This window comes from Streptacidiphilus jeojiensis, assembly GCF_042510965.1.
Classification (GTDB): Bacteria; Actinomycetota; Actinomycetes; order Streptomycetales; family Streptomycetaceae; genus Streptacidiphilus; species Streptacidiphilus jeojiensis.
The window spans coordinates 222,867-248,991 of the sequence record NZ_JBEUKS010000013.1; the positions used below are offsets into that span (position 1 = coordinate 222,867).

Annotated in this window: 20 protein-coding genes and 1 pseudogene; 8 read left to right on the top strand and 13 right to left on the bottom strand. The window is 72.1% G+C overall.

The genetic code is table 11. From position 1 onward, the window contains the following. Positions 1-154: 154 nt before the first annotated feature. From ABUW04_RS31210 to ABUW04_RS31225, 4 genes and pseudogenes are all read right to left on the bottom strand, one after another. Positions 155-1,933, bottom strand: a pseudogene (locus ABUW04_RS31210) (ABC transporter ATP-binding protein). After that, entirely contained in the window at positions 1,930-3,744 is a 1,815-nt protein-coding gene (locus tag ABUW04_RS31215; RefSeq protein WP_380567861.1) for an ABC transporter ATP-binding protein, read from the bottom strand. Before ABUW04_RS31215 ends, ABUW04_RS31210 begins: the two are co-directional and overlap by 4 nt. A 200-nt stretch (positions 3,745-3,944) precedes the next feature. Further along, a complete protein-coding gene (locus ABUW04_RS31220) occupies positions 3,945-4,826 on the bottom strand; it encodes a MarR family winged helix-turn-helix transcriptional regulator (protein ID WP_198037663.1) in 882 nt (293 codons plus the stop codon). Positions 4,827-5,086: 260 nt separating this feature from the next. Beyond that, positions 5,087-5,686: a TetR/AcrR family transcriptional regulator gene (locus ABUW04_RS31225; RefSeq protein WP_030265840.1), complete on the bottom strand. Its 600-nt coding sequence runs from the start codon at positions 5,684-5,686 to the stop codon at positions 5,087-5,089. Between the two features lie 129 nt (positions 5,687-5,815). Here ABUW04_RS31225 and ABUW04_RS31230 point away from each other — a divergent pair, with 129 nt between their 5' ends. From ABUW04_RS31230 to ABUW04_RS31265, 8 genes are all read left to right on the top strand, one after another. Then, positions 5,816-6,859 carry a phosphotransferase family protein gene (locus tag ABUW04_RS31230; RefSeq protein WP_380567862.1) on the top strand — a complete coding sequence of 348 codons (1,044 nt, stop codon included), beginning with the start codon at positions 5,816-5,818 and terminating at the stop codon, positions 6,857-6,859. Then, positions 6,859-8,091 carry an acyl-CoA dehydrogenase family protein gene (locus tag ABUW04_RS31235; RefSeq protein WP_380567863.1) on the top strand — a complete coding sequence of 411 codons (1,233 nt, stop codon included), beginning with the start codon at positions 6,859-6,861 and terminating at the stop codon, positions 8,089-8,091. The genes ABUW04_RS31230 and ABUW04_RS31235 overlap by 1 nt, the downstream gene beginning before the upstream one ends. A gap of 34 nt (positions 8,092-8,125) precedes the next feature. Further along, the gene (gene fabG, locus ABUW04_RS31240) at positions 8,126-8,887 is read left to right on the top strand and encodes a 3-oxoacyl-ACP reductase FabG (RefSeq protein WP_030265832.1); all 762 of its coding nucleotides are present in this window, start codon (positions 8,126-8,128) and stop codon (positions 8,885-8,887) included. 181 nt (positions 8,888-9,068) lie between these two features. Continuing rightward, positions 9,069-10,262 carry an acyl-CoA dehydrogenase family protein gene (locus tag ABUW04_RS31245; RefSeq protein WP_380567864.1) on the top strand — a complete coding sequence of 398 codons (1,194 nt, stop codon included), beginning with the start codon at positions 9,069-9,071 and terminating at the stop codon, positions 10,260-10,262. Then, the gene (locus ABUW04_RS31250) at positions 10,259-11,374 is read left to right on the top strand and encodes an acyl-CoA dehydrogenase family protein (protein WP_380567865.1); all 1,116 of its coding nucleotides are present in this window, start codon (positions 10,259-10,261) and stop codon (positions 11,372-11,374) included. Before ABUW04_RS31245 ends, ABUW04_RS31250 begins: the two co-directional genes overlap by 4 nt. Before the next feature lie 13 nt (positions 11,375-11,387). Beyond that, on the top strand, positions 11,388-12,146 hold the full coding sequence (locus ABUW04_RS31255; RefSeq protein ID WP_030265823.1) for an SDR family oxidoreductase: 759 nt from the start codon (positions 11,388-11,390) through the stop codon (positions 12,144-12,146). A gap of 464 nt (positions 12,147-12,610) precedes the next feature. Next, positions 12,611-13,300: a phosphatase PAP2 family protein gene (locus ABUW04_RS31260; RefSeq protein ID WP_051726565.1), complete on the top strand. Its 690-nt coding sequence runs from the start codon at positions 12,611-12,613 to the stop codon at positions 13,298-13,300. Positions 13,301-13,673: 373 nt separating this feature from the next. Further along, on the top strand, positions 13,674-14,048 hold the full coding sequence (locus tag ABUW04_RS31265) for a hypothetical protein (RefSeq protein ID WP_030265816.1): 375 nt from the start codon (positions 13,674-13,676) through the stop codon (positions 14,046-14,048). 31 nt (positions 14,049-14,079) lie between these two features. Here the strand turns inward: ABUW04_RS31265 and ABUW04_RS31270 are convergent, their stop codons facing one another. From ABUW04_RS31270 to hpnC, 9 genes are all read right to left on the bottom strand, one after another. Then, entirely contained in the window at positions 14,080-15,438 is a 1,359-nt protein-coding gene (locus tag ABUW04_RS31270; protein ID WP_380567896.1) for an aspartate aminotransferase family protein, read from the bottom strand. 91 nt (positions 15,439-15,529) lie between these two features. Continuing rightward, the gene (dxs, locus tag ABUW04_RS31275) at positions 15,530-17,476 is read right to left on the bottom strand and encodes a 1-deoxy-D-xylulose-5-phosphate synthase (protein WP_037598225.1); all 1,947 of its coding nucleotides are present in this window, start codon (positions 17,474-17,476) and stop codon (positions 15,530-15,532) included. A gap of 55 nt (positions 17,477-17,531) precedes the next feature. Beyond that, entirely contained in the window at positions 17,532-18,689 is a 1,158-nt protein-coding gene (ispG, locus tag ABUW04_RS31280) for a flavodoxin-dependent (E)-4-hydroxy-3-methylbut-2-enyl-diphosphate synthase (RefSeq protein WP_380567866.1), read from the bottom strand. Continuing rightward, the gene (locus ABUW04_RS31285; protein WP_380567867.1) at positions 18,686-19,360 is read right to left on the bottom strand and encodes a phosphorylase family protein; all 675 of its coding nucleotides are present in this window, start codon (positions 19,358-19,360) and stop codon (positions 18,686-18,688) included. Before ABUW04_RS31285 ends, ispG begins: the two co-directional genes overlap by 4 nt. Before the next feature lie 7 nt (positions 19,361-19,367). Beyond that, positions 19,368-21,491: a squalene--hopene cyclase gene (gene shc / locus ABUW04_RS31290; protein WP_084715469.1), complete on the bottom strand. Its 2,124-nt coding sequence runs from the start codon at positions 21,489-21,491 to the stop codon at positions 19,368-19,370. A gap of 4 nt (positions 21,492-21,495) precedes the next feature. Continuing rightward, the gene (locus tag ABUW04_RS31295) at positions 21,496-22,656 is read right to left on the bottom strand and encodes a polyprenyl synthetase family protein (RefSeq protein ID WP_084715468.1); all 1,161 of its coding nucleotides are present in this window, start codon (positions 22,654-22,656) and stop codon (positions 21,496-21,498) included. 23 nt (positions 22,657-22,679) lie between these two features. Beyond that, complete coding sequence (gene hpnE / locus ABUW04_RS31300; RefSeq protein ID WP_051726561.1) at positions 22,680-24,077, bottom strand: hydroxysqualene dehydroxylase HpnE; 1,398 nt, start codon at positions 24,075-24,077, stop codon at positions 22,680-22,682. A 118-nt stretch (positions 24,078-24,195) separates the two neighbouring features. Continuing rightward, complete coding sequence (gene hpnD, locus ABUW04_RS31305) at positions 24,196-25,098, bottom strand: presqualene diphosphate synthase HpnD (RefSeq protein ID WP_380567868.1); 903 nt, start codon at positions 25,096-25,098, stop codon at positions 24,196-24,198. An 8-nt stretch (positions 25,099-25,106) separates the two neighbouring features. Then, positions 25,107-26,054 carry a squalene synthase HpnC gene (gene hpnC / locus ABUW04_RS31310; protein ID WP_380567869.1) on the bottom strand — a complete coding sequence of 316 codons (948 nt, stop codon included), beginning with the start codon at positions 26,052-26,054 and terminating at the stop codon, positions 25,107-25,109. Positions 26,055-26,125: the final 71 nt, after the last annotated feature.

Sequence of the window (26,125 nt, forward strand, 5' to 3'; positions counted from 1 at the left end):
GCTGGTCGCGCAGTTCCCCGCGCCCCTTGGCAAGTGCAACTGAGCCAGTTGCAGACTCATAGGGGCGCGGGGAACTGCGCGCTCAGCCAGCTACGGTCCTGCATGGTTGGCAGCGCGCGCAGTTGATCAAGCAGAGCCCCGCACCCCTATGGGTTCAGGTGCCGTCGCTGCGCCAGCTCTGCCACAGCGCAGCGTAGGCGCCGTCCGCGGTGAGGAGGTCGTCGTGGGTGCCGTGTTCGGTGATGCGGCCGTCCTCGACGACGGCGATCAGGTCGGCGTCGTGCGCGGTGTGCAGGCGGTGGGCGATGGCGACCACCGTCCGCCCGTCCAGGACCTTGGCCAGGGACCGTTCCAGGTGGCGGGCCGCACGGGGGTCCAGCAAGGACGTCGCCTCGTCCAGGACCAGGGTGTGCGGGTCCGCCAGGACCAACCGCGCCAGGGCCAGTTGCTGGGCCTGCGGCGGGGTGAGCTGGCTGCCGCCGGAGCCGACCGCGGTGTCGAGCCCTTCCGGGAGGGCGTCGAACCAGTGGTCCGCGTCCACCGCGTCCAGCGCCCCCCGCAGTTCCTGGTCGTCCGCGTCGGGGCGGGCCAACCGCAGGTTGTCCCGCAGGGTGCCGACGAAGACGTGGTGCTCCTGGTTGACCAGCGCCACCTCGGACCGCACCCGCTCCGGCGGCATCCCGGAGAGCGCCGCCCCGCCCAGCGTCACCTCGCCGGCCCGGGGGGTGTAGATCCCCGCGAGCAGCCGCCCCAGCGTGGACTTGCCCGCGCCGGACGGTCCCACCAGGGCGATCCGTGCGCCCGGCGCCACGTCGAGGGAGATGCCGTGCAGTACGTCGGCGCCCTCGCGGTAGCCGAAGCGGACCTGGTCCGCCCGCACCTCCCGGCCCTGCGGCCGCAGGCCCTCGTCGGTCTCCGGGTCGGGGATCTCCCGCACGCCGACCAGCCGGGCCATCGACGCCTGCCCGACCTGGATCTCGTCGTACCAGCGCAGGATCAGGTCGATCGGCCCGGTCAGCATCTACGCGTACAGCACGCCGGTGGTCAGCTGGCCCGGGGTGGTCCAGCCGTGCAGGGTGTAGACACCGCCCAGGGTCAGCGTGGCCACCAGGCTCAGCGCGTACGGGAAGTCGATGGAGGGGAAGAAGACGTTGGCCCGCAGCCACAGCGTGTAGCGAGACCAGTCGACCCACTGGCCGATCCGACGGTCCGTCAGCTCGACCCGCTCCGGGCCGAGCCGCAGCGCCTCCACGGTGTGCCCGGCGTCCACGGTCTCGGCCAGCACGGTGTTGATCGCCGCGTACGCCGCCGCCTCGTCCCGGTAGGCCTGCGGGGCCCGGCGGAAGTACCAGCGGCAGCCGCAGGCGATGATCGGCGTGCCGATCAGGGCGGTGACCGCGAGCAGCGGGGAGGTGGCGAACAGCGCGCCCAGCATCAGCACCAGCGAGACCACGGCCACCGACAGTTCGGGGACGGCGTCGCGGACGGTGGTGGCCAGCCGGTCCACGTCGGTGGTGGCCCGGGAGACCAGGTCGCCGGTGCCGGCCCGCTCCAGCACCCCGGGCGGCAGTGCGACCGAGCGGACCAGGAAGTCCTCGCGCAGGTCGGCCAGGATCTCCTCGCCGAGGATGCCGCCGCGCAGCCGGGACAGTCCGGTGAACAGCGACTGCACCAGCAGCGCGGCCAGGTAGAAGAGGACGGCGCGGGTGATGTAGGCGTCGGTGCTGCCGGTGCTGAGGTTCTGCACCACCTCGCCCAGCACCCAGGGGCCGACCAGCCCGGCCGCCGCGCCGACGGCGTGCAGGCCTACGGCGGTGCCGAAGCCGGCCCGGTGGCGGCGGGCCAGCAGCAGCAGGTAGCGGCGCACCGAGGCCGGCGAACCGACCGGGAGCAGCGCCGTGGTCCGGGTCGCGTGCTGTTCCGGGGCCCTCATGCGGTCACCTGGTCCTCAGTGGTCTCGCGGGTCACCACCGCGCGGTAGCGCGGTTCGTCGTGCATCAGTTCGCGGTGGGTGCCCCGGGCCGCTACCCGGCCGTCCTGGATCAGCACCACCTGGTCGGCCCGGTCCAGCAGCAGCGGGCTGGTCGCCAGCACCACGGTGCTGCGTCCCCGCCGCAGCTCGGCGATCCCGGCGGCGATCCGGCTCTCGGTGTGCGAGTCGACGGCGCTGGTGGGCTCGTCCAGGACCAGCACCGGCGGGTCGACCACCAGCGCCCGGGCCAGGGCGAGGCGCTGCCGCTGGCCGCCGGAGAGCGAGCGGCCGCGTTCGGTGATCCTGGCCCGCATCGGGTCGCCGCCGGCATCCGGCGAGGCGTCCAGCAGGGCGGCCAGGACGTCGTCGGCGCAGGCGGCGGCGAGGGCGCGCCCGGGGTCGACCGCGCCGGACCTCGGGACGTCGAACAGTTCGGCGAGGGTCCCGGAGAGCAGCACCGGGTCCTTGTCGTGCACCAGTACGGCCGTGCGGGCCGCCGCCAGCGGCAGCCGGTCCAGTTCGCGTCCGCCGAGGGTGGCCGAAGGCTCCCCCGCTCCCGGGTCGGCACCGCCGGTGACGTGTCCGCCGAGCCGGGCCGCCAGCGCGCCGGCCTGGTCCGGGTCGCCGCAGACCACGGCGGTGAGCCGGCCCGCGGCGGCGGTCAGACCGGTCACCGGGTCGTGCAGGTCGGAGCGTTCGGGCGCGGACAGCGGCACGGTGTCCGTCGGCGCGGACCCCGTCGGCGTGTCGGCCAAGGTATCCGGAGCCGGACGGTCGTCCCGGGTCACCGAGAGCACCCGGACGGCGCGCGCGGCGGCGACCCGGGCCGCCGTCCAGGATTCCGCGGTCTCACCGATCAGCATCAGCGGCCAGGCCAGCGAGGCGCCGGCCCCGTAGACCGCGACCAGCTCGCCCACGCCGATGTCGCCGGACACCACCAGACGGGCTCCGTACCAGGTCACCCCGAGGATGAACAGGCCCGGCAGCAGCAACTGCTGAGCCTGCATCAGGGAGCTGGTCCGGGCGGTGCGCACGGCCGCCCGGCGGACCTGCTGCGAGGCGGCCCGGTAGCGGTCCAGGAACAGCTGCTCGCCGCCGATCCCGCGCAGCACCCGCAGCCCAGCGACGGTGTCGGCGGCCAGTTCCGCCGCCTTGCCGCCCAGCTCGCGCTGGCGGGTGTAGCGCCGCTCCAGCGGGCCCAGCAGCGGCCAGACCGCGACGGCCAGCAGCGGGACGCCCAGCAGCACGGCCAGGCCGAGCCGCGGTTCCCGGTACAGCACCACCGCGGACAGGCCGAGCCAGGTGGTCAACGCCGCGGCGCAGCGGGAGCTGGTCTCCACGAACCAGCCGATCTTCTCGACGTCGCCGGAGCTGACCGCGACCATCTCGCCGGTGGCGATCCGGCGCACCAGCCCGGAACCCAGCTCGGAGGCCTGTCGGGCGACCAGCTGCCGGGTCTGGGCGGCGGCGTGGATCCAGTTCCACACCGCCTGGCGGTGCCAGAGCGAGGAGGCGACGGTCTGCAGCACCCCCAGCGCGAGCGCGGCGGCACCCGCCGCCCACAGCTCGCCGCGGCGGTGCTCGACCACGGCCTGGATGCCGGCGCCGATGCAGAAGGGGACCGCACTGCGGCAGCCCAGGAACAGGGTGCCCCAGAGCATGGACATCCACTGGCCACGGCGCTGGCAACGGGCCAGCCAGGCCAGGAAGCGGCCGGGGGAACGCAGATCGGGGCTGCCCGGATCGGGCAGCGGAATTCGGGCAAGCGGCATGACGCTCCGTCGATGCGGTGGTACGGGCAGGAACAGCCGCTCGCCGGTGTCGTCACGGGGAGGGCGGGGGTTGACATCACGTCAGAAGCTGCGCATAGCCCATGACGATGGCGCCTGCCGCCGCCCTCCGGCAACCGATTAAACGCGGAGCGGCCCCGGTACCTGTCCGGTACCGGGGCCGCGCTGCCTACTCGGTCGAACTACTGCGCGATGCGCGCCACCACGGCCAGCAGTTCGACGCAGCGCTCGCGCTCCTCGGGCTCCAGCGGGGCGAGCATCCGGTTCTGCACCTCGGTCACCCCGGGGTTGACCTGCTCCAGCAGCTGGGCCCCGGCCGGGGCCAGCGCCAGCAGGTTGCGGCGGCCGTCCGAGGGGTCGCGGCGGCGCAGCACCAGGCCGCGCCGGACCAGCCGGCTGATCAGCTCGGCCATGGTGGCCTTGTCCAGCGAGGCCCGCTCCCCAACCGTGCGCTGGTCGATGCCGGGCTCCTCGGCAAGTGCCGCCAGCACCGCGTGCTGCGGCGCGGTCAGCTCGTTGGAGGCGAGCTCGGTCCACAGCCGGGTGTGCACCTGCTGAGCCACCCGGATCAGGTAGCCGACCACCCGGGGCGCGTCCAGGATGGGCCTGGCCTCGACCATGGTCTCCAGCGCCACGTCCTCCATCCGCGCCATCCGGGCCAGCATCGACATCAGGTCGCTGCGCTGGGCCTCGGTCAGCGGCTCCAGCAGGCTCTGCTGAACCCGGGCCACGCCCGGGGAGACTTCGTCGACGATCCGGACGCCGAGCGGGGACAGGGTGAGCAGCTTGCGCCGCCCGTCCGCCGGGTCGCGGCGGCGCAGCACCAGGCCGCGCCGCACCAGCCGGCCCACCATCTCGGCCATCGTCGCCTTGTCCAGCGAGGCCCGCTCCCCGACCGTGCGCTGGTCCGCGCCCGGCTCGACGGCCAGCGCGATCAGCGCGGCGTACTGCGGAGCGGTCAGGTCCTGACCGACGTGCTCGGCCCAGAGCCGGGTATGCACCTGCTGGGCTATCCGAAGCAGCTGTCCCGGTGACTGGGAGAGGCGGAGCGGAGCACCCGTCATATCGATCTCCCCCAGCACCATAGAGAACCGTCCCTCTTGAAACGCCTTCGCACGCCCCCTGTGGGAGGGTGACACGCGGCATGGCAGCGGCGTACCCGCTTCCCGCGTACTCCGGCCGGGGCCGTGCAGTGCGGGGAGGTTTCACCGAGCAACCGACGGCTGCTGGCGCACACTATACAAACCAACCGAAGCCAGACGACACGCCGATCGGACCTGCGGCCTAATCGTGATCCGGGATGGTCCGTTCCGGTCATACGCGATCATCCGGACGGGTCAAGTCCGCGTAGCAACAGGTCGGCGAAGGTCTCCCCGATCGAAGCCGGGGTGAGCTCGCCGTCGGCGTGGTACCAGCTGCCGAGGTGGTGCACCCCGCCGAAGAACTGGTGGGTGGCCAGGTCCGCGGAGACGTCGGTCCGCAGCACGCCCTGGTCCTGGCCCTGCTCGATCAGCGCCCGGAACCGCTCGTGGTAGCGCCGCCGCTCCAGCCGCACCTGGGCCAGCCGCTCCTGCGGGAGCATGTGCATGGAGCGCCAGGAGACCATCGCGTCGTCCAGGTTCTCCAGCGTGCTGACCACCACGTCGGCGGCGGCGGCGCGAAGCCGCTCGCGCACCGGCAGGCCGGCCCCGGCGATCGCCTCCAGCCGGGCCGACTGCACGTCCAGCAGCCGGGTGTAGATCTGCTGGAGCAGGTCGTCCTTGGAGGCGTAGTAGTGGTACATCGCCCCCTTGGTCACCCCGGCGCGCTCGACGATCTCCTGCACGGAGGTCAGCGCGAAGCCGCGCTCGGCGAACAGCCTGCTGGCGGCGGCGAGCAGGCGCTCCTGCACGGGCGGAGCCGCACCGCGCGTTGCTGTGGCCATGGCTTTCCTTTCCGGCGTGTCCGGGACCACTCTAGCCGACATACCTACCAGTCGGTATGGTGGCGGACAGCGGCACCGGTGCCCCCACCATGCGCACCACTCTGCCGTATCCCGAGCCAGGAGGTATGCATGCCCGAGCAATCGCTCGATCCCCCCGGCCTCGACCTGGGCCGCCTGCGCGGCCACCTCGACCGGGTCCGTCCCGGACTGGTCGAGGGCGGCCTCACCGCGGAGCTGATCACCGGCGGCAAGTCCAACCTGACCTACCTGCTGCGCGACGGCGTGCACCACTGGGTGCTGCGCCGGCCGCCACTGGGCCACGTGCTGGCGACCGCGCACGACATGTCCCGGGAGTACCAGGTGATCGCGGCGCTGGCCGGCAGCCGCGTCCCGGTCCCCGCGGTACACCTGCTGTGCACCGACGCCGAGGTGATCGGCGCGCCGTTCTACCTGATGGACGAGGTCGACGGACGGGTCTACCGCTTCGCCGACGATTCCAAGGACCTCGGCGCGGAGCGGGCCAGGGCGCTCTCCTACCGGCTGGTCGACGTGCTGGCCGAGCTCCACGCGGTCGACCCGGCAGCGGTGGGGCTGGCGGAGTTCGGGCGCCCCGAGGGCTACCTGGAACGTCAGGTCGCGCGCTGGTTCCGGCAGTTCGAGGCCTCCCGGAGCCGGGAGATCCCCGGCATGGACGAACTGCAGCAGCGGCTCGGCCAGGGCGTCCCGACCGGCCAGCGGGCCGCGATCGTGCACGGCGACTACCGCCTGGACAACACCGTGATCGCGGCGGACGACAGCGTCGCCGCGGTGCTCGACTGGGAGATGGCGACCCTGGGCGACCCGCTCGCCGACGTCGGCCTGATGAAGGTCTACTGGGACGTCTCCCGCGACCTGCCCGGCAACCCGGTCGCCGGCGCGGTCAGCGCCGCGGCCGGCTTCCCCGCCATGGACGACCTGCTCGACCGCTACGCCGGGCGCACCGGCCTGGACCTCACCCCGCTCCCCTGGTACACCGCCTTCGCCGGCTACAAGCTGGCGGTCATCGCCGAGGGCATCCACTTCCGCTACACCCAGGGCAAGACCGTCGGCGAGGGCTTCTCGCACGTGGGCGACATGGTCGCCCCGCTGGTCACCTCCGCTCTGGAGACCCTTCTCAAGCTGGAGGCAGACTGATGGACTTCCGGTACGACGACCGCACCGTGGAACTGCAGGAACGGCTGCTGGCCTTCATGGACGAGATGGTCCACCCGGCCGAGGCGGTCGCCGCGCGACAGCTCGCCGCCGCCGAGAACGAGTGGACCCGGCCGCCGGTGATGGCCGAGCTGAAAGCCGAGGCTCGCCGTCGTGGCCTGTGGAACCTGTTCCTTCCGGGTACGGAGCACGGCGGCGCGGGGCTGACCAACCTCCAGTACGCGCCGCTGGCCGAGATCACCGGCCATGTACCGCACCTGGCCCCCGAGGCGCTCAACTGCGCCGCGCCCGACACCGGCAACATGGAGCTGCTGGCCGAGTTCGGCTCCCCCGAGCAGCGCAAGCGCTGGCTGGAGCCGCTGCTGGAGGGCGAGATCCGCAGCGCCTTCTGCATGACCGAGCCCGAGGTCGCCTCCTCCGACGCCGCCAACATCGCCACCCGGATCGAGCGCGACGGCGACCACTACGTGATCAACGGGCGCAAGTGGTGGTCCTCCGGGGCCATGGACCCCACCTGCGAGATCTTCATCGTGATGGGCCGGACCGACCCCGACGCGCCGAAGCACAAGCAGCAGAGCATGATCCTGGTGCCGCGCGACACGCCCGGGGTGCAGGTGCTCCGCGGCATGCACGTCTTCGGCTACACCGACGGCGCCCACGGCGGCCACGCCGAGGTCGTCTTCGACGACGTCCGGGTCCCGGCCGAGAACCTGATCGCCGGGGAGGGCATGGGCTTCGCCATCGCCCAGGCCCGGCTCGGCCCCGGCCGGATCCACCACTGCATGCGGCTGATCGGGATGGCCGAGCGCGGGCTGGAACTGATGTGCCGTCGGGCCGTCTCCCGCACCGCCTTCGGCAAGACGCTGGCCGAGCAGGGCGTGGTGCAGGAGTGGATCGCCGAGTCCCGGGTCCGGATCGAGCAGCTGCGGCTGCTGGTGCTGAAGACCGCCTGGCTGATGGACACGGTCGGCAACAAGGGCGCCCACACCGAGATCCAGGCCATCAAGATCGCCACGCCGTCCACCGTGGAGTGGATCCTGGACAAGGCGATCCAGGCGCACGGCGGCGGCGGAATCTCCCAGGACTTCCCACTTGCCCAACTGTGGGCCTCGGCCCGTACGCTGCGTTTCGCGGACGGCCCCGACGAGGTGCACCGGCGCTCGCTGGCTCACCGCGAACTGAAGCCCTACCGCGCCGAAGCCACATCCAACTGACTCACTCCCCCTCAGTGAAGGAATGACAACAGCCATGACCGAACAGACCCCCCGCGTCGCCATCGTCACCGGCGGCGCCCGCGGCATCGGTGCCGCCACCGCGATCCGCCTCGCCGCCGACGGCTTCGCCGTGGCCGTGGTGGACCTGGAGGAGGCGGCCGGCAAGGACACCGTCGAGAAGATCACCGCCGCCGGCGGCACGGCCCTCGCCGTCGGCGCGGACGTCAGCGACGCGGCCCAGGTCGCCGCCGCGCTGGAGCGGATCGTGGCCGAGCTGGGCGCGCCGACCGTGCTGGTCAACAACGCCGGCGTGCTGCGGGACAACCTGCTCTTCAAGATGTCCGAGGCGGACTGGGACACCGTCATGAACGTGCACCTCAAGGGCGCGTTCCTGATGTCCAAGGCGGTCCAGAAGCACATGGTGGACGCCCACTACGGACGCATTGTCAACCTCTCGTCCTCGTCCGCGCTGGGCAACCGCGGCCAGGCCAACTACTCGGCCGCCAAGGCCGGGCTGCAGGGCTTCACCAAGACCCTGGCCATCGAGCTCGGCAAGTTCGGCGTCACCGCCAACGCCGTGGCCCCCGGGTTCATCGCCACCGACATGACCGCGGCCACCGCGGAGCGGGTCGGCATGGGCTTCGAGGACTTCAAGGCCGCGGCGGCCACGCAGATTCCGGTGGCCCGTGTCGGCGTTCCGGACGACATCGCGCACACGGTCTCCTTCCTGGTCAGCGAGGGGGCCGGATTCGTCTCCGGCCAGGTCGTGTACGTGGCCGGCGGACCGTTGGACTAGGTGGTTCTTCGGGTGCGGACCGTAGTCGGCTGGTCGCGCAGTTCCCCGCGCCCCTAGGGGGCTGCAACTGACCCACCGTGAGCAAGTGGCACCTACCCAGGGGCGCGGGGAACTGCGCGACCAGCCCGGCACACGCCGCACCCGAAAATCCTCCGCTCACCGTCGAGAGGGCCCCACCCACATGAGCACACCAGAAGTCACCGAATCATCCCTCCGCGCCGCCGTGCGCGAGCTACTCGCCGAGCACGACCCCGTGCGCACCCCCGTCGCGGAGTTCCTGGGCGCCCGCTACGACGCCGGCCTGGCCTGGATCCACTTCCCCGAAGGCCTGGGAGGCCGAGCCGCGCCGCGTTCCCTGCAGCAGGCGGTCAACGACGAGTTCGCCGCCGCCGGCGCCCCCACCCTGGACCCCGGACGGCACGGCATCGGCCTCGGCATGGCCGCGCCCACCCTCCTGGCCTTCGGCGACGCCGAGATCCACCGGCGCTTCCTGCGCCCGCTGTGGACCGGCGAGGAGGTCTGGTGCCAGCTGTTCAGCGAGCCCGGCGCCGGTTCCGACCTGGCCGCGCTCGGCACCCGCGCGGTCCGCGACGGCGACTCCTGGGTGGTGGACGGGCAGAAGGTGTGGACCTCGCTGGCCCACGAGGCGCAGTGGGCGATCCTGGTCACCCGCAGCGACCCCTCGGTGCCCAAGCACCGCGGCATGACCTACTTCGTCTGCGACATGACCGCGCCCGGCGTCGAGGTCCGCCCGCTGCGCCAGGCCACCGGCGAGGCCGAGTTCAACGAGGTCTTCCTCACCGGCGTGCGGATCCCCGACAGCCGGCGGCTCGGCGAGGTCGGCGACGGCTGGCGGGTCGCCCAGACCACGCTGATGAACGAGCGGGTCGCCATCGGCGGCAGCGCCGTCCCCCGCGAGGGCGGGCTGATCGGTACCGTCGCCCGCACCTGGCGCGAGCGGCCCGAACTGCGCACCCCCGGGCTGCAGGACAGCCTGCTGCGGCTGTGGGTGGACGCCGAGGCGGCCCGCCTCACCGGCGAACGGCTGCGCCAGCAGCTCGCCGCCGGGCAGCCGGGCCCGGAGGGCTCCGCCGCCAAGCTGGCCTTCGCCCGGCTGAACCAGCAGATCTCCGGCCTGGAGCTGGAGCTGCTCGGCGGCGAGGGCCTGGTCTACGACGACTGGACCTTCCGGCGTCCCTCGCACCCCTCCATGGAGGGCGGCACCCCCGGCTACCGCTATCTGCGCACCAAGGGCAACTCGATCGAGGGCGGGACCTCCGAGATCCTGCGGAACATCATCGCCGAGCGGGTCCTGGGACTGCCCCAGGAGATCCGCGTCGACAAGGACGTCGCCTGGAAGGACCTGCCGCGATGAGCGAACCCACAGACCTGCGGACCGACCTGCAGTACTCCGAGGTGGAGCAGGAGCTCCGCGGCAACGTCAGGGCGCTGCTGGCGGCCCGGGCGCCGCAGGCGGCGACGCTGGCCAGGACCGAGTCCGAGCAGCCCGTCGACACCGCCCTGTGGCGGGCCCTGGCCGACGAACTGGGCGTCACCGGCCTTGCCGTGCCGGAGAAGTGGGGCGGCGCCGGTGCGGGCTGGCGGGAGACCGCCGTGGTCCTGGAGGAGCTGGGCCGCGCCGCCGCGCCGGTCCCCTACCTCGGCAGCGCGGTGCTGGCCACGGCGGCGCTGCTGGCGGCCGAGGACACCGAGCTGCTGCCCCGGGTCGCCTCCGGCGAGGTGGTGGCCGCCCTGGCCGTGCCCTTCGCCTCCGCGCCGCGGTCGCCGTTCCCCTCGGCCGTCCAGCTGCGCTCCGACGGCCTGCTGCACGGGACGGTGCACCTGGTCGCCGACGCCCGGACGGCCACCACGCTGCTGGTCCCGGCCCTGGACCAGGACGGCACCCCCGGGCTGTACGCGGTGCGGGACTTCACCGCCGCGCCGGTGGTGAGCCTGGACATGACCCGGCCGCTGGCCGATCTCACCCTGGCCGGGGCGGCCGGTCGCCGGATCGCCTCCGGCGAGGCCGCGGTGGCCGCGCTGGACACCGCCCTCGCCACCGGCGCCGCGCTGCTGGCCTCCGAGCAGCTGGGCGTCGCCGAGTGGGCGCTGGAGACCACCACCGCCTATGTGAAGCAGCGTCACCAGTTCGGCCGCCCGGTCGGCTCCTTCCAGGCGGTGAAGCACCGGCTGGCGGACCTCTGGGTCTCGGTGGCGCAGCTGCGCGCCGTGGCCCGCAGCGCGGCCGGCGCCGCGGCGGCCGGGTCGCCGGACCTGCCGGTGGCGGCGGCGCTGGCGCAGGCCTTCGCCTCGCAGGTGGCGGTGGTCGCCGCGGAGGAGGCGGTGCAGCTGCACGGCGGCATCGGCTTCACCTGGGAGCACCCGGCCCATCTCTACCTCAAGCGGGCCAAGAGCGCCTCCATCGCTCTGGGCACCGCGGACCGGCACCGGGCCGCGCTCGCGCAGCTGGTCGACCTCACGCTCTGAAAAGGACGGACGCATGACTGCAACACCGAACGACAAGGTGTCGCTGGTGACCGGAGCCAGCCGGGGCATCGGCTTCGCCGTGGCCGAGGCACTGGTGGCCAGGGGCGAGCGGGTGGTGATCACCGGACGCGACGCGGAGAGCCTCGCCACCGCCGTGGAGCGGCTGGGCGGTCCGGAGCGGGCCCTCGGCATCGCCGGGAAGAGCCATGACGAGGCGCACCGCGCCGAGGTCGTGGACCGGACCATGGAGCGGTTCGGCCGGATCGACCACCTGGTCAACAATGTCGGCACCAACCCCGCCTACGGCCCGATGGTCGATCTGGACCTGGCCGCGGCCCGGAAGATCCTGGACATCAACCTGGTGTCCACCCTGGGCTGGGTGCAGCTGGTGCACAAGGCCTCGCTGCGCGAGCGGGGCGGCGCGATCGTCAACGTCTCCTCGGTCAGCGCGCTCGGCCCGGCGCCCGGCATCGGCATGTACGGGGCCAGCAAGGCGGCGCTGATCCAGCTCACCCAGCAGCTCGCCTACGAGCTGGCCCCCACGGTGCGGGTGAACGCGGTGGCGCCCGCGGTGGTGCGCACCAAGTTCGCGGAGGCCCTGTTCGTGGGCCACGAGGAGGAGGTGGCGGCGACCTACCCGCTGAAGCGGCTGGGGGTGCCCGAGGACGTCGGCGGGGCGGTTGCCTTCCTGCTGTCGGAGCAGGCGTCCTGGATCACCGGGCAGACCCTGGTGCTGGACGGCGGGCTGACGCTGGGCGGCGGCACGGTCTGACACCCGCCGTGCCCCACGAGGGCCCGGGACCAGGTGACCTGGTCCCGGGCCCTCTTATTTCCGGTGGCGGCGAAAAGAAACGCATGCGCGGCAATTCTCATCCGAAGCTTAACTTCCACGACTGCCCCGAAATTCCCCGATCAAACCTTCGAGCGGCTGATTGCATTCGCTTCTGATCACTATTCAAGCCGACTCCCGTACCACTCCCGGCGCACCGGGACCGTTTATACAGAACTTACGACCGCAGAGGTAACAGCGTTATTACGAAGGCCTACCGGCTGCGGACCACCCCTGGCACCCCCTGTAAAGTCGAAGAGGTGCGAAACCAGCAGAGAGAGGCCCCACCGGCAGAGCCCGCCAGGACGACAGCCCCGCGACAGCCCGCTCCAGCGGCGAATCCGTGGTCCCCGCTGAGTCGCACACACAAAGCCCTCTTTCTCTTCACTTCTGCTTTCTATCTGGCCGTGATCGTGGCCGTACTGGCCACCTCGCGCCTGGTCGCGTTCGACTGGGACGTGATGCTCTACAAGCCGTACGAGCACTGGCCCGAGGCCCAGGGATTCCTCAACTCCTACGTGGTGCTGGGCCAGCGCGGCCCCTCCGCGATCATCGCCACCGCCTGGCTGGGCTGGCGCAGTTGGCGCAGCCGGAGCTGGCGGCCGCTGCTGGTGCTGGGCGTCGCGCTGGTACTGCTGAACATGACCGTGGGGGCGGTGAAGATCGGCATGGGGCGGCTGGGCCCGCACTACGCCCACGTCATCGACTCCAGCGCGCTCTTCCAGGGCGGCGGCATATTCCCCTCCGGGCACACCGCCAACGCCGTGGTGACCTGGGGCGTCCTCGCCTACCTCGCGGTCCGGCACCGCCGGATCGCGGCGGTGCTGGCCGGGTTCCTGGGCACCACCGTCGGTCTGACGACCGTGTACCTGGGCACGCACTGGGTCAGCGACGTGCTGGCGGGCTGGGCGGCGGGGGCCCTGGTGCTGCTGGTGCTGCCGTTGTTCGAACCGGTGATCGCCACCGCGGACCAGCGCATGCGCGCCCTCTGGAACCGGCGCAGGGCGCTGCGCACCGACGCGGTCGCGCCGGAGCGCCCGGTACTGATCCTGCGGCGCGAGGAACTGGCGGCCCGGCACGCCAATTCGAGCCGCTGATCCTGCAGATTCCCTCCGCCCCACTGTTGCGTTCGTCACTTCAAACGCAACCGTCGATATGGCGTTGGTCACTCGGGCGACGGCCGTAAACACCGCCCATTCCCCCGGCCATTCAATACCGGTGCAGCTGGAAGGCGTCCCGCCGGGCCGCGGGTGGATCTTCGAACCGGCCGGACCGCCGATTCAGCGATCTTTATCGGACATTTAGCGATCATAAAGAGTCAAGCGGTGATCCAGCGAGGTTGATCCACCGGCTTCTCCTGATCACTTTCGACCAAGCGGCATGTGCCGCAAGACCCGGCTCCTAGGGTCGTGGACTGCGGGGACCACGAATGGTCCCCCCGTCCGACCCCGTTCAGGAGGATGCCCGCACATGCCGAACATGGAGACCGCGCTCAAGGAGGCCATGAGTGTCGAGGGAGCGCTGGGCGTCGCGATCGTCGACTACAGCAGCGGCCTGGCCCTCGGGACCCTCGGCGCCACCAAGGAACTGGACCTCAACGTCGCCGCCGCCGGCAACACCGACGTGGTCCGCGCCAAGATGCGGACCATGGAGATGCTCAATCTCCACAACGAGACGATCGAGGACATTCTGATCACGCTCACCAACCAGTACCACATCATCCGGCCGCTGACCCGGCACAGCAGCAAGGGCATCTTCTTCTACCTGGCCCTGGACCGGCACCGCGCCAACCTGGCGATGGCGCGGCACCGGATGAAGCAGATCGAGGAGCACCTGGAGGTCTGACGGCCCGTCGTACGAGCCGTCCGGACAGTCCCTAGCGGTTGGCGACGGCCTGCTTGATCAGGGTCTTGCCGAAGTCCCGCATCAGGCCGGTGCCGCTGTGCGCCTCGTCCATGATCTCGGTGAAGGCCGCGACGAAGCGGTCCACCTCGGTCTCGGTGATGGTGAGCGGCGGGATGAGCTTGATGACCTCCAGGAAGTCACCGGAGACCTGGGTGAGGATCCGGTGCCGCTGCATCAGCGGGACCACCACCATCTGCGCGAAGAGCCCCTTGCGGGCCGCCTGCAGGGCCGTCCACCCGGTGCGCAGCTTGAGCGACTTGGGGCGGCCGAACTCGATGCCGATCATGAGGCCCCGGCCGCGCACGTCGGCCAGCATCTCGTACTTCGGCTTGAGTTCGGCCAGCCGCTCGCGGAAGAGGTCGCCCACCCGGCGGGCGTTCGCCACCACCTGCTCGTCCTCCATGACGTGCAGGGTGGCGAGCCCCGCCGTCATGGCCTGGGCGTTGGAGCCGAAGCTGGCGGAGTGCACCAGCACCCGGTCCATCGAGGAGTAGACCTTCTCGAAGATCCACTGCTTGCCCAGGGTGGCGCCGACCGGCACGTAGCCGCCGGACAGGGCCTTGGCCACGCACACCAGGTCGGGCTCGACCCCCGCCTCGTGCTGGTAGGCAAAGAAGTCACCGGTGCGGCCGATCCCGGTCTGCACCTCGTCCGCGATCAGCAGCGCCTTGTGACGGTGCAGCAGGTCCTGGGCCGCCTTGAGGTAGCCGGGCGGCGTGGGGTGCACCCCCTTGCCCTGGATCGGCTCCACGATCAGCGCGGCGACGTCGCCCTTCTTCAGCTCGCGCTCCAGCGCGGCGAGGTCGCCGAGCTCCAGCGCGGTGTCCGGCAGCAGCGGGGCGAAGCCCTTGCGGAAGCCCTCCTCGCCGTTGACCGAGAGCGAGCCGGTGGTCAGCCCGTGGAAGGCGTGGTCGGCGTACAGGATCCGGCGCTTCCCGGTGGCGTAGCGGGCGAACTTCAGCGCGGTCTCCACCGCCTCGGTGCCGCTGTTGCCGAAGAAGACCCGGTCCAGGTGCGGGGCGTAGGACAGCAGCTTCTCGGCGAGCAGGCCCGGCAGCGGCTGGCAGTCGAAACGGGTCAGGTCGGCCAGCTCCAGGTCCATCACCTGGTGCAGCGCCTGACGGACCACCGGGTGGTGCCGGCCGAGGGCGAAGATGCCGAACCCGGCCAGCATGTCGAGGTAGTCGTTGCCCTCGGCGTCGTAGAAGTACGCGCCCTGGGCCCGCTCGTACACCTTGTCGAAGCCGATGGTGTGCAGCATCCGCGGCAGCTGGTGGTTCAGGTACTCGCTGTGCAGCTGGTAGCGCTCGGCCCCGCGCTCCGCCAGCAGTGCGGCGACGTCGAAGGGGCGGCCCGCGGAGGCCGGCGCCGCGGCCTGCTCCTCCGCCTCGGGGGTCCCGTCTGCCTTGGGTGTCACGATGTCAGATGCCACGCTGGGCTTCCAATCCGGTCGGTACGGCTTCTTGCTGCCGGCGCCGCCCCAGCCCGATCGCCTTGGCGAAGCCCGCGGTCTGCGCGGCGACGCCGGGTCCGGTGAGGCCGAGTTGGTCCAGGATCTCACTGCGTGAGGCGTGCGCCAGGAACTCCTGGGTGATGCCCAGCTCGCGGGTCGGGATGTCGATCTCGGCGTCCCGCAGCGCCATCGCCACCGCGGAGCCCACGCCGCCGACGCGGCCGTTGTCCTCCACCGTGACGACCAGCCGGTGCCGGGCCGCCAGCTCGGTGAGCGCCGGGTCGACCGGCTTGACCCAGCGCGGGTCGACCACGGTCGCGGTCAGTCCGTCGGCGGTGAGCAGCGCGGCCGCGTCCAGGCAGGCCGGGGCCATGGTGCCGACCGCGACGATCAGCACGTCCGGCGCGGTGCCGGGCTCGGCGGTGCGCATCAGCACGTCGACGCCGCCGATCCGCTCGATCGCCGGGATCGGCGGGCCGACCTCGGCCTTGGGGAAGCGGACCACGGTCGGCGCGTCGTCCACCTCCAGCGCCTCCCGCAGCTCCGCGCGGAGCTGGTCGGCGTCGCGCGGTGCGGCGATCCGCAGGCCGGGGACCACCTGCAGGATGGACATGTCCCACATGCCGTTGTGGCTGGCGCCGTCGGTGCCGGTGACCCCGGCCCGGTCCAGCACGAAGGTGACCCCGCAGCGGTGCAGCGCCACGTCCATCAGCACCTGGTCGAAGGCCCGGTTGAGGAAGGTCGCGTAGACCGCGACGACCGGGTGCAGCCCGCCGGTGGCCAGGCCCGCGGCGCTGACCGCGGCGTGCTGCTCGGCGATGCCGACGTCGTAGATCCGGTCCGGGAACTCCTTGGCGAACCTGCCCAGGCCCACCGGCTGGAGCATGGCCGCGGTGATCGCCACCACGTCGCTGCGCTCCCTGCCGATCTCCACCAGCTCGCCGCCGAACACCGAGGTCCAGGAGATGCCGCTGGACGGGCGCAGCGGTTCGCAGGTGATCGGGTCGATCGCGCCGACCTGGTGGAAGTGGTCCGCCTCGTCCAGCTCGGCCGGGCGGTAGCCGCGGCCCTTCTCGGTGAGGCAGTGCACGATCACCGGGCCGCCGAAGCCCTTGGCGCGCTTCAGCGCCGACTCCAGCGCCTGCGGGTCGTGGCCGTCGATCGGGCCGATGTACTTCAGGCCCAGGTCCTCGAACATGCCCTGCGGGGCGACGGCGTCCTTGAAGCCCTTCTTGGCCCCGTGCAGCGCCTCGTAGATCGGGGCGCCGACGCCGGGGGTGCGCTGCAGCGCCTCCTTGCCCCAGGACAGGAAGCGCTCGTAGCCCTGGGTGGTGCGCAGGGTGGCCAGGTGGTTGGCCAGCCCGCCGATGGTCGGCGCGTAGGAGCGCTCGTTGTCGTTGACCACGATGACCAGGGGACGGTTCCGGGCCTCGGCGATGTTGTTCAGCGCCTCCCAGGCCATTCCGCCGGTCAGCGCGCCGTCGCCGATCACCGCGACCACGCTGTGGTCGTCCCGGCCCTGCAGCTCGTTGGCCTTGGCCAGGCCGTCGGCGTAGCCGAGCACGGTGGAGGCGTGCGAGTTCTCGATCACGTCGTGCTCGGACTCGGCCCTGGACGGGTAGCCGGACAGGCCGCCGGCCGCCTTCAGCCGGCTGAAGTCCTGACGGCCGGTGAGCAGCTTGTGGACGTAGCTCTGGTGACCGGTGTCAAAGAGGATCCGGTCCTTCGGGGAGTCGAACACCCGGTGCAGCGCGATGGTCAGCTCCACCACGCCCAGGTTCGGTCCGAGGTGTCCGCCCGTTCGGGTGACGGCCTCGATCAGGAAGTCACGGATCTCCTCGGCGAGGCGTGGCAGCTCGTCGGCGGGGAGCAGCCGCAGATCGGCGGGGCTCTGAATGGACTCCAGCAGCGACATGTGATCACCTTCGTTCAGCAGTCGGGCAGTTGGCCGGTTCGGCTGGGGGCTGCGGTCAGCTGACGGCGACGGTGGGCTCGCCGGACGCGACACCCGCGTCCTGCATCTGCTCCGCCAGCTTCAGGGCCTCCTCGATCAGCGTCTCCACGATCTTCGACTCCGGCACGGTCTTGATCACCTCGCCCTTGACGAAGATCTGCCCCTTGCCGTTGCCCGAAGCCACACCCAGGTCCGCCTCCCGAGCCTCACCCGGGCCGTTCACCACACAGCCCATCACGGCGACCCGCAGCGGCACCTCCATGCCCTCCAGACCCGCGGTCACCTCCTCCGCCAGCTTGTACACGTCCACCTGGGCCCGGCCACAGGACGGGCAGGACACGATCTCCAGACCCCGCTGACGCAGGTTCAGCGACTCCAGGATCTGGTTGCCGACCTTGACCTCCTCCGCCGGCGGCGCCGACAGCGACACCCGGATGGTGTCCCCGATCCCCTCGCTCAACAGCGCACCGAACGCCACCGCCGACTTGATCGTCCCCTGGAACGCCGGACCCGCCTCGGTCACCCCCAGGTGCAACGGATAGTCACAGGCCGCCGCCAACTGCCGGTACGCCGCGATCATCACCACCGGGTCGTTGTGCTTCACCGAGATCTTGATGTCACGGAAGCCGTGCTCCTCGAACAGCGAGCACTCCCACAGCGCCGACTCCACCAACGCCTCCGGCGTGGCCTTGCCGTACTTCTCCAGCAGCCGCCGGTCCAACGACCCCGCGTTGACCCCGATCCGGATCGGCACCCCCGCCTCCGACGCCGCCTTCGCGATCTCCTTGACCTTGTCGTCGAACTGCCGGATGTTGCCCGGGTTCACCCGCACCGCCGCACACCCCGCATCGATCGCCGCAAACACGTACTTCGGCTGGAAGTGGATGTCCGCGATCACCGGGATCTGCGACTTGCGCGCAATGGTCGCCAACGCATCCGCATCGTCCTGCGACGGGCACGCCACCCGCACGATCTGACACCCCGACGCCGTCAGCTCCGCGATCTGCTGCAACGTCGCATTGACATCCGAGGTCAGCGTCGTGGTCATCGACTGCACCGACACCGGCGCGTCACCACCGACCGCCACGCTCCCCACCATGATCTGACGACTCTTGCGCCGCACGGCAAGCGGCTTGAGCGGCGTGGACGGCATTCCGAGCGAGATCGCGGTCATGAGGAGGTCACCAGAGCCCTTTCTGAGAACGGCGAGCCGAAAGCGGCGAGTACGGGTGCGGCCGTGCGCAGCGCGCGCCAGGCGCGCAGGCCGTGGAGGAGGGTGCCGGGGCGCAGCAGTTCGTGCTCGGGGGTGTCGACGACCACGCGGACGGCCGCAGCCGGCAGCCCGGCGGGAAGGGCGCGCAGCGCCCCGGCGGTCTCCATGTCGACCGCCGCCACCCCCGCGGCGTGCAGTTCCGCCCGGCGGTCACCGCGCACCACCGCGTCCGCGCTGAACAGCGGGCCGGTGTGCACGGTCAGCCCGACCGAGCGCAGCGCGGCGGCGAGCGTCTCGGGACCGGGCAGCCCGGTCCCGGCCCCGGCTCCGTCCGCACCACCACTGCCGGCATCACGCACCTCAGTGGCAACCAGGACGTCTCCGGGGCGTATTCCCGGCCCCACCGCCGCACCGAAGCCCGCGAAGAGGAAGGCGCCCGGCTCGCGCTCCTCCTGCGCCAGCGCACTGCTGACGGAGCGAAAGGCCTTCTCCCCGCCCATACCGGTACGGAGCAGCCGCACCGACGGGGCGGCGCGCACGCCCGCGCGCAGGGCGGCCTGTTCGGCCCCCAGCGCGCAGGCGAGCAGCAGCCGCCCCTCCGGACGGCCCGGTCTGGCAGGCTCCGTACTCATCCGGTGCTCACCGCGATCGCCTCCCCGTCAGCAGCGGCCGCTGGTGGCGGATCCGCTCCTCCTGTACCGGGACGCCCGCGTCCAGCTCCGGGGTTCCGTGCAGGTAGCGGCCGAGGGCCGTCACCGGGAACACCAGGCGGTAGAGGTTGTAGTTGATGGAGAAGTCCCAGGGGAAGCCGGTGCCGGTGAACTCCGGCTCGTCCCAGGTGCCCTCGGGCAGCTGGGTGGCGGCCAGCCAGCGCACGCCCCGGTCCACGGTCTCGCCGGTCTCGCCGGCCGCCAGCAGCGCCATCAGCGACCAGGCGGTCTGCGAGGCGGTGGAGGTGCCGCGCCCGGCCCAGCTGCGGTCGCTGTAGGAGCGCATGTCCTCGCCCCAGCCGCCGTCCGCGTTCTGGTGCTGCTCCAGCCAGAGCACGGCCCGGCGCACCGAGCTGTGCGTGGCCGGGATGCCGGCCGAGACCAACGCCGGGACCACCGAACCCACCCCGTAGATGTAGTTGGTGCCCCAGCGGCCGAACCAGGAGCCGTCCTCCTCCTGCTCGCGCAGCAGCCATTCGACGCCGCGCCGCACCCGGGGGTCGTCGGTCATGCCGACCGAGGTGAGCATCTCCACGACATGCGCGGTGACGTCCGCCGACGGCGGGTCGACCACCTCGCCGAAATCGCAGAACGGCAGCTTGTTGGGCAGGGTGCTGGTGTTGTCGACGTCGAAGGCGGCCCAGGCCCCGTTCTTGGACTGCATGCCCAGGGTCCACTCGACGCCGCGTCCGACCGCCGCCTCGACCCGCTCGGGCCTGGGGTGCTCCACCCGGCGCAGGGCGAGCACGACCTCGGCCGTGTCGTCGATGTCCGGGTAGTTGTCGTTGTCGAACTCGAACGCCCAGCCGCCGGGCTGCAGCCGGGGGCGCTGCACGCCCCAGTCGCCGCGCTTGACGACCTCCTCGTCCAGCATCCAGTCGGTGGCGCTGACCAGGGCCGGATGGTCCTTGGGGAGCCCGGCGTCGGCCAGTGCGACCACCGCGAGACAGGTGTCCCACACCGGGGACTGGCAGGCCTCGATCCAGCGGTGGCCCTCGTCGGTGTGCACGGTGAAGCGCTCGAAGGCGGCCAGGCCGGCCTTCATCACCGGGTGGTCCAGCGGATAGCCGAGCAGGTGCAGCGCGATCAGCGAGTAGACGGCGGGCGGCTGGATGCCGCCCCAGCAGCCGTCGGCCTCCTGGCGGTCCACGATCCAGCGGGCGGCCTGCTGCAGGGCCAGCTTGCGCACCGGCTTCACCGGCATCCGGTGGTAGAGGTGCAGCACCCGGTCCAACCGCTCGAAGAAGCCGTCCCAGGTGTGCGCGGCGGCGAAGGGCCGCGCCGGGTACGGGTCGGCCGGGTCGGTGTGCAGCTCGTCCAGGGCGAACGGGGCCTCGCGCACCGGGCGGTGCGCGGAGACCACGGTCAGCGGCACGATGGTCTGCCGGGCCCAGCAGCCGAACGAGTAGATGTTCAGCGGGAAGCCGCGCGGCAGGAAGATCACCTCGGGCGGCAGCTCGGGCAGCCGCTCCCAGGGCCACCAGCCGAACAGCGCCAGCCAGATCCTGGTGAACACCCGCGCCGCGGCGATCCCGCCGCCCTTGCGGATGTAGGCCGAGGCCCGGAGCATGTGCGGGGCCTGCGGGTCGTCCCCGGCCAGCTTCAGCGCGACATAGGCCTCGATGGTGGTGGACAGCTCCGACGGACCGCCGTAGAAGGTGGCCCAGGTGCCGTCCGGAAGCTGCTGCGAGCGGATCCAGTCGGCGGTGGCCCTGGTCTGCTCCTCGGTCCTGATCCCCAGGAACTGACGGAGCAGCAGGTCCTCCGCGTCCATGGTGACATTGGTCTCCAGGTTGCCCTTCCACCAGCCCTGCTCGTCCTGGAGGCCGAGCAGGTGCGCGGTGGCGCGCTCCAGGGTCTGCGCGGCCAGCGCGCGGACGTCCTCGGGCAGGCCCTCCTGGGAGGGAGTCGCTGACTCCCCCGGCTCCTCGCCCGCCGCCACCTCCTCTCCGAACGCCGGAGCCGTCTTTCCGGCCTCGGTCGACTTCGCACTCTCCGCAGCAGGCTCTGCCTCGTACTGTGGGTCGAGCCGGCCGTCCGCGGTTGCTGTCATCTCGTCACCTCTCCCTGACCACTACGAATTCGGCGAGCGCTGCGAACTGCTCCCGAATCTTGGCGGGCATGGGCACCTCGTCGAGGGCCGCCAGCGCGGTCCGGTGCTGCCGGCGCGCCTCCTCGGCGGTCCAGGCGCGTCCGCCCGCCTCCTCGATCAAAGCCGCGCGGACCGCGAGTTGTTCCTCGTCCTCGTGCCCGCGTCCTTCCGGATCGGCCAGCAGCTCGGCCAGCCGCACCGAGGCGGGGCCGCCCTCGGCCAGCGCGGCCGAGACCGGCAGGGACTTCTTGCGCTGGCGCAGGTCGCCGAAGTTGGGCTTGCCGGTGACCTCGGTGGCGCCCCAGATGCCGAGCAGGTCGTCCACGGCCTGGAAGGCCAGCCCCAGGTGGTAGCCGTAGCGCTCCAGCGCGTCGGCCCCGGCGTCGTCGATGCCGGCGAGCACCGCGCCGACCGAGGCGGAGGCGGCGAGCAGCGCGCCGGTCTTGTTGCCCTCCATCTCCAGGCACTCCTCGACGCTCACCCGGTCCCGGTGCTCGAAGGAGAGGTCCTGGGCCTGGCCGTCGATCAGCTTGCGGGTGGCCAGGGTGATCCGCTGCACGGCCCGGCCCGCGTCCACCCCGGTGGCGCCGCCCTTGTCGGCCGCCTCCAGCAGCACCTCGTTGGCCAGCGCGAACATCGCGTCGCCGACCAGGATCGCCTGCGCCGGGCCGAACACGGTCCAGACCGTGGCCCGGTGCCGGCGCTGCTCGTCGCCGTCCATGAGGTCGTCGTGGAGCAGTGAGAAATTGTGCACCAGTTCGACGGCAACACCGCCGGGGATACCGATCTCGGCCGGAGCGCCCGCCGCCTGTGCGGAGAGCAGCGCCAGCGCGGGGCGGACGGCCTTGCCGCCGTCGCCCTCGGTGGGCCTGCCCTCGGCGTCGGTCCAGCCGAAGTGGTAGGCGGATACCCGGTCCATGGGTGGCGCCAGTCGTCCGACGGCCTCCCGCAGCACGGGAGTACAGAGCGATCTGCCACGTTCGAGCAGGAACCGTACATCCGCAGCATCCACGGTGCCGACGGACTGCTCCACCGCTCGTGCCGGGCGAGTCTCCTCAGGGCTCGAAACCACGCTAGCTCCCTCTCCGTTCTGACTGTTCGTCCGGGGCTCTGCTGTCGCTGTCATCAACCAACCTGTCTGCGGGTTCGTCAGCCGGTTCGGGAGGCGCTGCCTGCTGCCGTGCCGTCCGCCCCGGCGAGGTCGGCCCGCGCGGCGCCGGCGGCGGCGTTGCCGCTGCGGACGGCGCTCTCCATGGTCGCGGGCCAGCCGGTGGCCGTCCACGCTCCCGCCAGGTAGAGGCCCGGCGTGCGGGTACGGGCGGCGGGGCGCAGCGGCGCCGATCCCGGTGCGGGCGCGAAGGTCGCGGTCCGCTCCCGTGTGACGAAGAACTCGGTGACCCCGGCGCCGCGCGCCGCGGGCAGCAGCCGCTCCAGCTCGGGCAGGTAACGGCGCCTCAGCTCGGCCACCGGCAGGTCGATCTCGTCCTGCGCGGCGGACTGGGACAGGGCCAGGTACTGCCCGGGGCCGCGCAGCCCGGAGTGCGCGGTGCGGTCGAAGACCCACTGCACCGGCGAGCCGAGCGCGGCCAGGAACGGCCGGTCCAGGACCTTCCGGTCGTAGACGACGTGCACGTTGAGGATGGGTGCGTGGCCCAGTTCCAGCAGCCGCTCGGGCCGGTCGATGCTGCCGGGCGGGAGCAGCCCGTGGGCCTCGTCCTGAGGGACCGCCAGCACCACCGTGTCCACGGCCTCCAGCAGCTCCGAGCCGCCGTCCAGCCGCTCGCCGGCCAGCTCCACCCGGTGGCCGCCGCCCTCCGCCGACTTCAGCTGCGTCACCTTGGTGCGCAGCAGGATCCGCACCCCGGCGCGTTCCAGCTCGGTCTCCGCGGCGTCGTGGTGCAGCGCACCGAGCGGGACCTTGGCGAAGCCGATGTCGGACGCGCCCGGGTCGCTGAGCAGCCCGGTCTTGAAGACCATGGCGGCCAGGGCGAGTGACGAGTCGTCGGCGGTCGCGTTCAGGGTGGCCACGCCGACCAGGTCCCACAGCGCGTCGACGGCCCGGGGCGACTGCCCGTGGCGGCGCAGCCAGTCGCCGAAGGACTCCCGGTCCAGCGCCGGGTCCTCCAGGTCGAGACCGCGCAGGGCCAGCGCGGCGCGGCCGGTGGCCAGCTTCTCCGCGGTGCTCATGTGCGGGTACAGGGCCAGGCTCTTGGCCAGGTGCAGCGGCACCGGCAGCCCGGCCCGGCTCAGCGAACCGGTCCGACCGGTCGTCACATCCCGCACCGGGACGTCGAGGCGCCGCTGGATCTCGACCTGGTCGGTGACCCCGAGCCGCTGCAGCAGCCCGCGGTAGGCCGTGCAGCAGCGCAGGAAGACGTGCTGGCCGTTGTCGACCCACAGGTCCCCGCGCTTGAAGGAGAACGCCAGACCCCCGAGCCGGGGACGGGCCTCGACCAGGGTCACCGCCGCCCCCGCGTCGGCCAGGCGCAGCGCGGCAGTGATCCCCGCGAGCCCCCCGCCGACGACCACCGCCGTCCGCCCGTTCATGCGCCTCTCCCTACATGCCGACGTGCCTGCACGCCCGCCTCGTTCTTCAACGACGTGACTCCCCAACGACCCTGTGTGACAAACACGCCACGGTCAGTCGCCGCCGTCCGACGTTCACTCAACTACGACGCCCTCCGGCCAGCCCCGAGAGTGCCACATACGCCTTCTCCCACCCCGGCAGCGACACCCGTCCGCGGAGCACCGCCTCCGGCTCGCGGACGATGCGCTCCAGCAGCCGGTGGTAGATGCCGGCCATCGCCGCCACACAGGCCCGGCTGCGCCGGTCCAGCATCGGCAGCAGCAACAGCCCCTCGTCGAAGTATTCCTGGGCCCGCCTGGCCTCGAAGAGCACCAGTCCGGTGAAGTCGGCCCCGGCGGCGGGACGGCCCAGGAAGCCCTGCTCGCAGCCGAACCTGGCGAGGTCCTCGGCGGGCAGGTAGGTGCGCCCGTTGGCGGCGTCCTCGCGGACGTCGCGCAGGATGTTGGTGAGCTGCAGCCCGAGGCCCAGGGTGTCGGCGAACTCGGCGCCGCGCTTGGGGTCGGTGCAGCCGAACACGCCCAGCGACAGCCGGCCGATGGTGCCGGCGACGCAGCGGCAGTAGACCCGCAGCTGCTCGAAGGTCTGGTACTCGGCGCCGCGGACGTCCATCTCCACGCCGTCGATCAGCTCGTCGAAGGCGTCCAGCGGGATGGCGAAGCGGGAGCAGGCGTCGGCGAGGGCGACCTTCACCGGGTCGACGTCCTCGGCCTCGACCCTGCCCTCGCGGATCTCGTCCAGCAGCGCCCTGGTCAGGCCCAGGTGCTCGGCCTTGCGCTCGTCGGACCACTCGCCGTCACCGATGTCGTCGATCCGGCGGGCCAGCGCGTAGACGGCGGACATGGCCCGGCGCTTGTCGGCGGGGAGCAGTCTGATGCCGTAGGAGAAGTTGCGGGCCTGCGCCCCGGTCACCGCCTCGCAGTAGTGGTACGCCGCTGCCGCCTGCGGGGACACCGGCAGGGAAAGCTCTGAGGCCACCTCCATGCGCCGACTCACCGTCCTCTCACCAGAGTCGCCGCCGCCTCCCGCAGGAGACGGCTCTTACGGGGCTTGGGGGCCCCGGCCAGCACATCGTTGTCGGCCGCCGCGATCGCGTCGAGGGCCGCGTAGCCGCCGGCGGCGAAGCCGGCCAGCAGCAGCCGCAGCCGACCGCCGACGGTACCGACCAGCGGCGCGCCCTGGTCCAGCAGCACCCGGGCCCGCTGCGCCTCGAAGGCCACCAGGGCGCGCAGCGCGGGTCCGGCGTGTTCGGCGTCCAGGTCCGCCTCGGTGACCTCGAACGCGGCCATGTCGGCGGCGGGCAGGTAGATCCGGTCCCGGGCGCGGTCCTCGGCGACGTCCTGCAGGTGTTCGATGATCTGCAGCGCGCTGCAGACCGCGTCGGACTGCCGGACCCGCTCCGGGGTCGCCAGCCCGGCGAGCTGCAGCACCATCAGGCCCACCGGATTGGCGGAGAGCTCGCAGTACCCCATCAGCGCGTCGATGTCGGGGTAGCGGCTGGTGGTCTGGTCCACCCGGTTGGCCTGGATCAGGGCCCGGAACGGCTCGGGGGTGAGTGCGTGCCGGTCGGCCACCGGCACCAGGGCGGCCATCAGCGGATGCCTGGGGGCCTCGGCCCCCGGAGTTCCCAGCACCGTCTCGAACACCCGGTCGAGGTCCGCCTCCAGCGCGTCCAGCAGCGCGGGGGCTTCCGCGTCGGCGGCGCCCAGGACCGCCGCGGTGGCCGCCGGGTCCTCCAGGTCGCCGTCCCCCGCGTCGTCGACCAGCCGGGCGAAGCCGTAGACGGCCATCAGCCCGGCGCGCATCGCGGCGGGCATGAAGAACGGGGCCACCGGGAAGTTCTCCCGGGCCGCCTTGTCCAGCACGACCACGGAGGCCTGCTGACTCCCCGCCTGCTCGTCCGCCTGCTTCTTGTCTGCTGCCTGTCGACGCACTGTCATGACCGCCACCCCCCCGTTCTACACCGATCTTCACGGCCTGCCCACAGCGGACACGCCAGCCTCCCACTGCC